The sequence below is a fragment of the Streptococcus sp. k-402 genome, from assembly GCF_013277515.1.
In the GTDB taxonomy this organism is placed as follows: Bacteria; Bacillota; Bacilli; order Lactobacillales; family Streptococcaceae; genus Streptococcus.
In genome coordinates this window covers 102,385-115,078 of record NZ_VMNB01000003.1, presented here as the reverse complement: position 1 = coordinate 115,078, position 12,694 = coordinate 102,385, and the positions used below count along the sequence as shown (strand labels likewise).

The window sequence follows — 12,694 nt, the reverse complement described above, 5'->3', positions numbered from 1 at the left end:
AACAAAAGCGCTTTCAATACTTCCTCCATCACTCCCTAAATCCTCAGAAAAGATTCTATAATTTGTGGAAAAGTCTGAAAATCACTCCATATTCAAGCAAACTGTCATTTTCAAGAAATAAGGTCAAACCTTACAAGAGAGCAAAAAACACCTCTCTGAATGTTCATTCCAGAGAGATGTCCCTTTTGTCTTAACTATTGTAAATCGACTGTCTAAAGTCATCTGAATCTTTGAGATAAGCTTTATAAATCGCTTTTTTCAGTTTTTGAACTGGGGTTTCGATAAACTCAAACTTTTTAGCCGTGGTATTGCCTGCTTTTATATGGGCTAGTTCAGCTAAAACAGCTTTATTCATAAGCTCTTGTAATTTTTCTTTACTATCAATCACTTCTTCTTTTCCATTGTAATTTATAGTAATTAGTTTTAACTTACCTAATTTCTCAACACGCTCAGTTATTTGCTCTTTTTTGAAAGCTGCGTAAGATTTTCCTAGAATTTTTTCAAAAATATACTTATCGGATAATGGTTTTCCTGCCGCTTCTGCTTCTACTTTAAACTGATTCGATACATAAGGTACGAATCCCTCATAATATCCTAGAGCACCCATAAGTTCAAAGGCTTGTTTTCTAAAGGTGATATCCCCACTCATACCAGAGTCATTTTGACTAACACCATAAATGGTATCAAACATATCCACTAAATAATACCCATTAGCTTGAATAGTACCTTTATCAGTAAATCCTTTTATAATGTAACGGTTCACTAAAATATTATTATCAATCAAGCTATTGATATCCGTTAGTTTTTCCGCTTCTGCCAGTGTGATTTCTGAGATTTTTTCACTCTTGTGCGTAGCTTGAACTGCTGGATTTGTGTATGTTACGGGTGTTCTAGTCCCAGTTGAAGTAATCGGAGTTATTTTCTTGAAGTATTTAGTTTTATCTGCCGCTGAAAGTTGTTTTGTTGCTTCCGCTTCTAAATAATCTAAACTATATAACACATCAAAACTTCCATGCATATAAGATTTCAAGTCTGCATCTGTTTTGAATCTATCTGGCGTTTTGTTGTAGAAGCCATTTTTCTTACTTTCGTCAAAAACAAAGTTTAGGTTAAAATACGTATCTTTTTCTGGTGTGTAAGAATTTTCAAAAATTCCTCTAGCATAAAACTCTGCCGCTGTACCATCTCGACGACCATGATTATTAAACAGTACTGTTCTGTCTAATAAATGCGTCATTTCATGAGAATAAGTAGCTGAACCTCTATCATCCAGAACTCTATCTATGAAGTAACGGACACCCACTCCATTGGCTTCTGCACCTACATTTTGCGATGGTGAATACAATCCTAGAGGTGTCATAAAGTCTTTAACCCCTTTATCTGCTGTTGGTCCTGATTCTTTAGACCATGTAGTATTTATTCTAGCATTTACGTCTGCAGTATATTGTTTCATCGTATCGACAATTACTCTATTTGTAATTAGTTTCGGACGATTTTCTTCTTTTGTTATTCTATATAAAGTATCAACATAATTAGCCTGCCTTGTAGCTGTTAATTCTATCAATTCTTTAACCTTATTAAGCTCTTCGGTATACTTAGCTTTATTGGTTTTCTCTAAAGAAGTATCCATATACGTTCCGATGTTTCCGTAGGTTACCGTCGCTATGTTAGTTATAGCATACACGCTTGGTTCTTTAATATTCACTAAACCTAATAATGTAGCTATATTGTGTTGTCTTCTATTTTTTATTTGAAGTTCTTCTGCTCCATATTTCTCAGGAGGCGTAGTTAATTTTGTATATAAGTCTACTTTTTCATCAGGTTTTTCTTTCGAAGCTTTTTCAACTACGATAGCTTTAGTCGCTTTCTTCAACCACGTATCGCCATCCATATTAGTGAATGTAGTTCTATTGTAATCTAGGAAATCTAATAGCGTTGGTTTATCTGTAATTTTACCAAAGTATTTCTCAAATGTTTTTGGACTATTCGTTAATCTTAATTCATCATAACTCATAGACCCAAGGTGTGTTAACCAATCTAATGAAGTAAGGTCTTTTTTACCGAACGAGCTTGGATTATAAGCTAGAATATCACGGATATTGGTATCTCCAAAATCAATATTATAAAAACGATTGATATAGGATAACCCTAGTAATATTTTCTCTTTATTAGCTTCAATATCACCTTTTACTTTTTCTCTATTTTGTTGATTATCACCTAAAATACTCAAGGTATGCGCCGCAACTTTTTTCAAACTAGCTTCTAAATCGGTTTTAGTCGCATCGAGTGTTTCTTTAATCGATAATTTTTCAAGATATTCTTTTCGTAGAATTTCTTTTACTTCATCATCCCTTATCTGCGGTTGCGTTTTTTTCAACTCACTGCGTTTTTTATAAAAATCGCGCTCTATTTCTAAAGCAGGTGGAGTTAGTTGCGCTTTTATTTTTTCATCTGTTAAGAAGTCTACAGACTTCATTTCTCTACTAGCTTCCATCACATCCACTGCATTTTCTAACTCACTATTTTCTGGCAGTAAATGCGGTTTGTCTTCTTTAGTACCAACCAAGATTACTTTTTGGCGCATAGCTTTAGTTGTTTCAGTTTTCTCTACTGGATTTGTTAACTCTCCTGTCTCAGAATTAACTTCATAAGTTTTAGTGACGGTTGTTTCCCCTTGCTCGCCTTCACTTTGAACCTCTTCTTTTCCTTTCGGAAGTTCAGGATCATCTTTTCTTTCCTCAGTAATATCAATAGGTGACACTATCTTTTCTACATTTCCAACTTTTACTATTTTGTCTTTAGCTGGAGTGTTTTCTGTTGTAGTTTCTTCTGAGATAGCTCCTGTTTCTTGATTTACTGTGTATTTTGTAGTTGATACTGTACGCCCTTTTTCACCTGGTGTTTCTACTTTTTCCTTATAACTTAGCGTCTCATCTGCTACATATCGTGTTTCAAACGGAGTATCCTTTATTTCAACCTTAGACTTAGTTCCTACTGCCGTTATTTTCGCTTGCATTGGCTTAGCGACTTTTGTCGTTACATCTGGCTCAGTCAAGTCTCCTGTTTGTTCATTTACTTTGTAAACTTTTATTGTTGTCGTTTCTTCGTCCTGACCTTGTTCTCTAACTACTTTAACCCCTTTATCAAGTGCCTCATCCGCAACAAACTGTTCACGTCTTTTGACTGTTGATCTTGTTTCTTCTACATTCCCAATCTTAACAATTCTATCCACCGGTTGTTTCTCTATTTTTGTTGAGGTGTGTTCTACTATTTTCCCAGTACTTTCATCAAAACTGTAAGAAGTAGTTGTCACTTCCTTACCATTTTCGCCTGCTACTTCTACTCGTTGCTCTTTGTAATTTAAAGCTGGTGAAGCTGTATAGATTGTTTTATAGTCCAGTATTTTTTCTTTCGTTACTGGACTTGGGACAGTTGGTTGCACTTGTGAATCTGACTGTTCTTGGGGAGATAAGGGTTCAGGCTGAACAGCTGATTCTGGTTCGTTTCCTTGACTTGGGTTGACCTCTGGAGATGAAGGCGTTTGTTCTGGTTGGTTTTGGGTTTCTTGTGGGGCAGATTCACCAACATCTTTTACCCCCTCAACTGGATTCTCCAGCTGGTTCTCCTCACCCTTTTGTCCCGCAGGAGATTGGTCTTCTTCTCTCCCTGATTCCACGGCTGGGGTTGCTGGATCAGAATCTTTGGTCTCAGCAGTTTCTTTAGATGGTGGCTGGGACTCAGTACCTTGTGGGGCATGAGTTAGATTTTCCTCGCCCCCTGATTCCACGGCTGGGCCTTCTGGCTCAGAATCTTTGGTCTCAGCAGTTTCTTTAGATGGTGGCTGGGACTCAGTACCTTGTTGGACAAGAGTTTGATTTTCCTCACCCCCTGATTCCACGGCTGAGGTTGCTGGTTCTGGTTGCTTCGGCTCGGCTTCGGGTTTGTCAGGTGTTTGTTTCTCGCCTGGTGTTGCTTCTGTACCCGGCGTTTCTTCTGCTCCTGGTCTTGGTTGTCCTATTCCATCAGCTGGTTTTGTCTCTGTTTCATTCTCTACTATTGGAGTTTTTTCAGGTTGAACTGGTCTACCTTCCTCAGATTTTGGTTCATCTTCTTCCTTAGTCCCAACTGCAATCACCTTGTCCACCGGCTCTTTTGTGATTATATTTTCTATAACTTTGCTAGATTTTTCCCCATTAACAACAGTGACTTCCGTATAGATGGTGCGTTCACCAACAACACCTTCTTGAACAACTTTAGTTTGCCCTTTAGCTAAGGTTGCATCTTCTTGTTCTATCGTTTGGAAAGCAACCTCCTCTGTAGTGGCTAGCAATTCTGGTTTCTCTACTGTGGCATTTAACACACCTTCCTCAGGACTTGTTTTATAATCACTATTATCTTCTGCTTTCGGTTGTTCTACTTGGGGATTTCCTGCAACTTCTTCCTTAGTACCTATAGATCCAATTTCAGCAGGAGCTTGTTTGCTTGCAGGAGCTTCAACAATTTTCTCAACTGCGTAGGATGGTTGAGGAGATTGCACAAGGTCTTCAGTCGAGCTAAAATGCGATGCAGTCTGTGGTACAATCTTCTTAGATTGAGGTTCTGAACTGCCCTCCTTTTGAGATAATGCTGGCGATTCTACCTTATCAACAGAAAGTTCCTTGCTAGCACTATCTCTTACCAAATAATATCCCGTAAATTCATATCCTTGGACTCTTTCAGGACTTGGTAAAAACTGACCTTCTACTCTCTTAACAAGGGCTGGTTGCAATTCTACCAGATTTTCGAAAGCAGAGATGGATGCTCCCCAACCACCAACAGCAAAGACTGTCACAAGGAAGTAAGACGCTCCCTTTTTTCTCTTGATTAAAGTGAAGGAAAGCAATAATAATCCTGCTCCCAAGATAAACATCCCATCATTAGAAAAAAGACCTGTTTCTGGTAATCTGGTAGCCAATTTTCGATAGATAAAATAGTATTCTTTTCCCTCTTTTACCTCAATCTTATTTTCTTCAAACCATTGCAACTCAGATTTCAGCTTTTCAGATAAATCCTGCTCATCCAAATAATGACTTGAAATTAGTGTTGAACTCGTTTCTGTAGCCTGTACAGATTGAGGATCCACACCAGCAAAAAATAAACTCGTTCCTAGCAAGACCGAACAAGCTCCTATTGCATATTTCCTCAAAGAAAAACGCTGCTTTCTCTCAAATTGAAATTCTTTCATCCCATCTCCCATCATTCATTATTACTGTATAGTTAGTATATCAGAAATAGTTTGTATTCACAAATCTTTCTAGTTATTCCCTTATCATTCCAAGTTAAGGGCAACAACATACAATAATGTTTAGTTAAATGTATATCAATGTTTTTTGCTTTTCTTAACAACCGCAATGTAAAAAGAGCCTGTTGCCAAGCTCTTTAGTCTATTATTTCTTCTCAGCACGGAGGGCTGACAAGATTTGTGTACGGATATCATCTACACCATTTGGAGTATTTGGTAAAAAGATAGTCTGATTTCCTTTAGAGGCAAAGGTATTCAAGGTATCCAAATACTGGTTGGTCAAGAGGATGGACATGATTTGTTCTTCTGTCATGCCAACATTGGCTTCCTTGAGTTCGGTGATAGACTCTGCCAATCCATCCACAATCGCCTTACGTTGTTGGGCAATCCCCACACCATGAAGGCGGTCTTTTTCTGCTTCGGCTTCAGCTGCAGTGACGATTTTAATCTTGTCAGCTTCTGCCAATTCTTGCGCTGCGACCCGCTTACGTTGCGCCGCATTGATTTCATTCATGGATTGCTTGACTTCTGCATCTGGTTCAACCTTGGTAATCAAGGTTTTCACGATAATGTAGCCGTAAGTGGTCATTTCTTCTGCTACTTGGTGTTGAACCTCAAGGGCAATCTCATCTTTTTTCTCAAACAGTTCATCCAAGGTTAATTTGGGAACAGAAGAGCGAAGAGCATCTTCGATATAAGATTTAATCTGAGATTCTGGACGCATGAGTTTATAGTAGGCATCTGTCACGCTCTGCTCATTGACACGGTACTGAGTCGCCACATTCATCATAACGAACACATTGTCCTTGGTCTTAGTCTCAACCACAATATCACTTTGCAACAAGCGCAACTGAATCCGAGCTGCAATCGAGTCAATTCCAAAAGGCAATCGAATATGAATACCGCTATTGGCAACCTTTTGGTATTTCCCAAAGCGTTCAATAATCGCCACCGACTGCTGACGAACCACATAAACTGTACTCAGTGTGACTATCACCAATAGAAGCACACAAACCACCACAAAAATCATCAAAAATGTTGCCATTATCGTGACCTCCATTATTATTTTTTCCTGTATTATAGCACATTTAAAGAAGTCTGTGCAGTTTTTACTGCGATTTTTCCTGAAATGTCAATAATTAGAGGTGAATTGTCACATTGTCGTCAAATCTCTTGCTAAAACAACTCTTTATAAAAGGCAATCGTTTCTTCTAAGGTTGGCATAAATGGATTTCCTGGTGCGCATGCATCAATCAAAGCATTCTTAGAAAGATATTCAAAGTCGAAATCTTTTTCTTCAATACCAAGTTCAGTCAATTTCTTAGGAATACCTACTGTCTCAGAAAACTTCTCAATCTCAGCAATTGCATAATCGGCACATTCTTGATCTGATTTACCTTCTACATGAAGGCCCAAGGCTTTAGCAACATTGCGAAAAGCTTCTGGTACACGTTTAGCATTTTCACGTTCTATAACTGGTAGCAACATAGCACAGCACACGCCATGAGGCAAATTATATACTGCGCCGAGTTGGTGAGCCATTGAGTGAACATAGCCAAGACCAGCATTATTAAAGCTCATACCACCAAGGAAGATGGCATTGACCATACCTTCACGCGCTTCAATGTCGTGTCCATTTGCTACAGCACGAGGAAGGTATTCCTTGATAAGCTCAATAGCTCCGATAGAGAGTTTCTTGGTCACATCATAAGCACCAGGTGTTACCAAAGCTTCAACTGCGTGGGTCAGAGCATCCATACCTGTCGCAGCAGTCAAAGCTTGAGGTTTTGAAATCATCAATTCAGGGTCATTGACAGAGATAAGAGCAAGGCTATTCTTATCAACCATGACCATCTTAACCTTGCGTTCTTCGTCGGTAATCACATAGTTAATAGTAATTTCTGCTGATGTACCTGCAGTAGTATTGATAGCTACAACAGGAAGGCCTTTTTTAGCAGATTTATGAAGTCCTTCATAATCCTGTGGTTTTCCACCATTTGTAGCCATGATAGAGATACAACTAGCTGCATCCTGTGGAGACCCACCACCAAGACTGATGATAAAGTCACAGCCATGTTCTTGCAAAACAGCTACCCCATCTGTGACATTCTTACAAGTAGGGTTTGGCTCTACATCACTAAAGATGACATATTCGATTTCTTCTGTATCTAGCGGTTTTAAAACCTTAGGCAAAATGTCACTGCCTTCGATGAACTTGTCTGTCACCAAAAGTGCCTTTTTATAGCCAAGTTCCTTGATATAAGGACCCACTTCATTTACAACACCTTTTCCAATAAGGTTGACTGCCGGAACATAAAATGTAGCCATATAATTTTCCTCCTGCGCCTTCGCGCCATCTATTTAACATCATTATATTACTTTTTGTATTCGCTTTCAATCATTTGTGAAATATCTAACAAATATTTTTAAAAGGATAGGAGGGACGCAAGCTCACCTCCTATATAAACAAGTTTTATTTATGTAGTGGTCCCAACAACTGACATGCACGATAGTCTGCTGATTCTAGATCCTCTGTTCCAAATAAGGACCAATTTTTAGGTCTAAAGATATCTTCCTCAGGTACATTATGCATATTGACAGGAATTCTCAACATAGAAGCCAAGGTAATCAAGTCTGCACCAATGTGTCCATATGTTATGGCTCCGTGATTAGCCCCCCAATTATTCATGACGTCATAGACAGACTTGAAAGCACCTTTTCCTGTCAAACGTGGAGCAAACCAAGTAGTTGGCCATCCTGGATCTGTACGATTATCTAAAGTATGGTGAACATCTTCAGGAAGTTCAAGTGTGTGACCTTCTGCAATTTGTAGCACTGGACCAACTCCTTTTAAAAGATTGAGACGTACCATTGTTACTGGCATATCCCCCTTCGTCAAGAAGCGAGTTGAGAATCCTCCTCCACGGAAGTATTCGCGGTTTGCTGGTGGGAAGTCTGTGTTTTCAAGCATAGCCTGCACTTCACTTTCTTCCAACTCCCAGAATGGTTTCATAACAGGTTTTCCATCACGACTAGCTTGACCTGTACCATCCAATGTACAAGAACCTGAGTTGATTAGATGTAAGAAGCCAGCTGCAGCACGACCCTCTAAAGTATGTCCCGTTACACGTTTAACAGCCTCTGGACTCCAATAAGTACGCACGTCAGCAAAGATTTGTGGAGTATTCGTCAATAAGTAATTAAAGAGCATAGATACACCATTTAGTGAATCATTTTCTGTCGCAAATACAAATGGTTTTCGAATACCATTCCAGTCAAACTGAGTATTGAGGAAAGTTTCCATAAAGTCCCCATTTGGAAAATGGTCTGTCCACTGGCGTTGACCTTGGAAACCAGCTACTAAAGCATGGTGACCAACTGCTTCTTCCTCAAAACCAAGTTCTGCTAAACGAGGATTTCCCTGCATAAGATCTCGACCAATCATGAACATTTTTACAACAAATTCCCATTGTTTTTCTTTTTCTTCTTTAGAAAGAATCAAATCCTCACGATTTCGGTCAACTCCCTCTTTGATATGTTCTTTTACCCAAACCATAGCACGTTCAAACTCTTCTGGGTCATAAATACCACGGTCAATACGACGTGTAAATTCCGTCATATCTACAGATTCATTTCTCATTCCTAGGTATTCTTGGAAGAAATCTGGATTTACAATAGAACCGCCAATCCCCATCGAAACACTACCCATTGATAGGTAAGCAGTGTCTTTCATCAAGCCAGTTGCAAGAGCTGCACGCGCATAACGTAAAAGTTTTTCTTTGACATCTTCTGGAATATCTGTATCATTAGCTTCCTGAACATCTCTACCATAAATCCCAAAGGCTGGAATCCCTTTTTGAGCATGTGAAGCTAGTACAGCTGCAAGATAGACAGCTCCTGGGCGTTCTGTCCCATTAAATCCCCAAATAGCATGAGGAATATCTGGAGACATATCCATAGTTTCACTACCATAACACCAGCATGGTGTGACTGTAATTGTTGCACAAACATTTGATTTTTTGAACAATTCATGTGAAGCTGCAGCCTCTGGAACACGACCAATAGTAGATGGAGAAATCACGCATTCCACAGGTTCTCCATCTGGATATTTCAATGTACTTGAAATAAGATCTGCCACACTTTTAGCCATGTTCATTGTTTGTACTTCAAGTGATTCGCGTACACCTTGACGACGACCATCAATAGTCGGACGAATACCAATACGTGGATGTTGGATCATAATACTTTCCTCTTATTTTTCTGTTTCTTTTATACTACCGATGATAATTTTTAAAATTACTTATAAGTATAAACCTCTACCTCTGCCAAACTTAAAGGAATTCCTGCGTTTCTCAAAGAAATTCTAACCTTTTTTCCCTTCAGTCCTTTTAAGCCTATGGATAGATTATTGCTTTCTAAACTGTCAATATGTTGTTTAAAAACTTCATGATTATTTGAATCATATATAATAATATCAAAATTTGATAATCTCTGAATTTCAGCATCTGTTCTATTATAAATAATTAACTTTTCTAATTCTTCGGTTTGTGCTAAATCTATCTCCCACCATGAAGGAGAATCTCCTTTGGTATGAGTCACCGAATGATGACCATAATCTCCGTTTTTATTTCCATCAACTGCTAGACGAGAAAAACCATTGTAATCCGTTGAACTCTGTCTAGTTTCTTTTGCTAACGCAATATTGGAAAGTTTCTTCGGAGTTCTCTTTGAACCATAGACTTCAACTTCCGCTAAACTTAACGGAATAGCTGATGATTTTAATTCTATTTTGACTAGCTTAGCCCCTACAGAAGGTACTTTTAAAGATAACAGACCATCAACTACTTTATCAAAATGTCTTCTAAAAACTTCTTCTCCTGATGAAGATAGAAAAATAACATCAAAATTAGATAAACGCTGAGGTTCGGCGTCTGTTCTATTATAAATATCAACTTTAGAAACTGTAAACTCTTCTCCCAGATCGACCTGCCACCAAGCATTAGAATCTGCCTTAGTATGAGTCACCGAATGATGTCCGTAATCTCCGTCTTTATTACCATCAACTGCTAAGGCAGCCACACCTTCATAATTAGTTGAACTTTGAGTAGCTACCTTATTTGTAGAAACTACTTTATCTTCTGTTATTTTATCTATATCTTCTTCAGATTGCTTACCATCTGATTCTCTAAAAACCTCTACTTCTGCTAAACTCAAAGGTACACCACTCGTTAGTAATTTAACTTTAATATACCTTGCTCCTTTTTCTTTGAAATCTAGACTAACAGATTCACCCGACAAGCTATTAACATGTTTCTTAGCAACTTCGTTTCTATTATTGTCATATAGAATCACATCAAAATTAGATAGTCGTTGAGTCTCAGCATCTGTGCGATTATAAATTTTAACAAGCCCAACTTTATCCATTTTTTTCAAATCGACTTCCCACCAAGAGGGATTATCTGCCCTAGTGTGTGTTACCGAACCAGAGTTAAAATTACCATTTCTGTTACCATCCACAGCTCTATTAGAGTCTCCATTGTAATCTACAGAACTTTGTGTTGTTGGTTTTGCATATGCTATATTCAAATTACCATCATTAAATTTATCTGGTGTTGGGAAAGAGACTGGGCCTGTCCCCTCAGTATTTATAGACATCTCTACCATTCCATTATGATTAACCGTAATGGTATAAACATGGGTATTCTCATCCCAATTTTCTGTATAAGTATAATGATTTTTATCGCCACTTATATTTATCTGAGGTTTATGACCAGTATGCCCTTTTAATGTAAGTGTTGTTGTCCTAAAGTCATTATCTACAGGATTGATGGAATAATTTTTGCTTATCCAGTTCGCTAACTCTAATTCTTCTTTCTTCCAACTTTTTGATGCATCAAAATTTCCTGATAATGCCCACATAGCTGTCTTATCTGTCCTGTAATTGTTCAATAAAATATGTAAATTATTTGGATTTTCTTTAACAACAGCGTAAGTATGAGGCGTCAAATCTAACGATAACGACTTTGTATTATTAGTATACATAGGCAACATTACTTGCTGATTTTTATTGATGTTAGCATTACTATTATAAATATACCAGGAATTACCTACACGCTGAGCATACCCATCTCCTTCATAAAGTTTTGGATAAAGCGAGTTTAAATAGTTGACTTTACTAGACAATTCCTCACTATTTTTAGTCAAAATTTTTGCATTAGGGAATATAGATGAAATCTTTTCCTTATCAATTTTCTCATGTATTACAGGAAGAATATGGTATCTCCCATTATTATATAAAGGCATTGTTTCATCATTCGAATAAAGTCCTTGATAAAATCCGTTTAAAGAACTAATCCTACCTTCTCCATTCCAAAATACAGCTTTTGTTCTATTTACAACTTCTTCCTTACTTGGAGCTGGATTTTGTATAGCATGTCTAAAGAAAGGAATAATACCTTTAGTAAATGCTGGAGTTGGTACATCATTTGTCATAAATGTATACGCGGCACATTCGAAATTATAAACTGTGCCTCCCCCAGTATATACATTCATCATTTCCATAGCAATCATTGATTCTGGTTCCGATGCATAGGATCTCATATCCCTAGCTCTTCCAGTTTCAAATGTGTTTGTATAATGTTTTTCCCACCATTTCCATGTATCTGTTGATGAGCCCCAGTTATCACATAAGCCACTCAACCAAAATCCACTAACGATAGAATCTGTACCCGCATCATCTCTTATTGGCGTATTTTTAGTTGCCAACACCAAATTTTTATGATATTTTTGACTCGCTTCAAAGAATGTCGGATCATTCATAATAGTTTCCCAGAACCATTTTTTATGATCATGCCAGATAAAATGCGCTCCATATTTGGCACAAACTTCCAAATATTTAGCACTATGCGGAGCTAACTGGTTATTGTAAATCCAATAATTCTCAATATTTAAAACACCTTTTAACACACTATACTTTTGGAATTGTTCATCTAACCACTCTGGAGGAACTGTATTACGCTCTCCAGCCGACATAATAACCAAGAAAACTGGAATGTTTAGACTTTGAGCTTCCTCCAACATCTTGACATACCATTCTCTCAATTCTTTCGTATCTCGTGGAATACAACTTGTTGGTTTACAGACTTTTGCAGGATGAAGTTCAATCGCTGCATATGGCTTTACATCTTCAGGAATAGCTTCCCATGCTCCCTTCAATGTGTTCCCCCACCATAATCCGTTACCATTATCATTGCCATACAACGGAGAAAGCAACAATGGCGATTCATTATTAATCGTCGTTCTCATTTGAACACGATTGTCAGCCTTAACTCCTGCTAACAATCCAAAACATAACATCCCAATACATACAAACAGTATTGTGATTAATTTTCTTTTTATTTTTTCTTTATTCAT

5 protein-coding genes are annotated in these 12,694 nt (G+C 37.8%); all 5 read right to left on the bottom strand.

Annotated elements, in window-relative coordinates; all coding sequences use genetic code 11:
* Positions 1-190 precede the first annotated feature (190 nt).
* The gene (locus HT724_RS01685) at positions 191-5,224 is read right to left on the bottom strand and encodes a ZmpA/ZmpB/ZmpC family metallo-endopeptidase (protein WP_173276067.1); all 5,034 of its coding nucleotides are present in this window, start codon (positions 5,222-5,224) and stop codon (positions 191-193) included.
* Positions 5,225-5,426: 202 nt separating this feature from the next.
* Complete coding sequence (locus HT724_RS01680) at positions 5,427-6,311, bottom strand: SPFH domain-containing protein (RefSeq protein ID WP_004235732.1); 885 nt, start codon at positions 6,309-6,311, stop codon at positions 5,427-5,429.
* A gap of 146 nt (positions 6,312-6,457) precedes the next feature.
* Positions 6,458-7,609: an iron-containing alcohol dehydrogenase gene (locus HT724_RS01675; RefSeq protein WP_173276065.1), complete on the bottom strand. Its 1,152-nt coding sequence runs from the start codon at positions 7,607-7,609 to the stop codon at positions 6,458-6,460.
* A 145-nt stretch (positions 7,610-7,754) separates the two neighbouring features.
* On the bottom strand, positions 7,755-9,521 hold the full coding sequence (locus HT724_RS01670; RefSeq protein ID WP_173276063.1) for an L-fucose isomerase: 1,767 nt from the start codon (positions 9,519-9,521) through the stop codon (positions 7,755-7,757).
* 56 nt (positions 9,522-9,577) lie between these two features.
* Positions 9,578-12,694: a glycosyl hydrolase family 98 C-terminal domain-containing protein gene (locus HT724_RS01665; RefSeq protein ID WP_173276061.1), complete on the bottom strand. Its 3,117-nt coding sequence runs from the start codon at positions 12,692-12,694 to the stop codon at positions 9,578-9,580.

Coding starts and splice junctions, on each gene's coding strand:
- HT724_RS01665 (WP_173276061.1), bottom strand. CDS start 12,694: ATGAATAAAGAAAAAATAAAAAGAAAATTAATCACAATACTGTTTGTA.
- HT724_RS01685 (WP_173276067.1), bottom strand. CDS start 5,224: ATGAAAGAATTTCAATTTGAGAGAAAGCAGCGTTTTTCTTTGAGGAAA.
- HT724_RS01680 (WP_004235732.1), bottom strand. CDS start 6,311: ATGATTTTTGTGGTGGTTTGTGTGCTTCTATTGGTGATAGTCACACTG.
- HT724_RS01675 (WP_173276065.1), bottom strand. CDS start 7,609: ATGGCTACATTTTATGTTCCGGCAGTCAACCTTATTGGAAAAGGTGTT.
- HT724_RS01670 (WP_173276063.1), bottom strand. CDS start 9,521: ATGATCCAACATCCACGTATTGGTATTCGTCCGACTATTGATGGTCGT.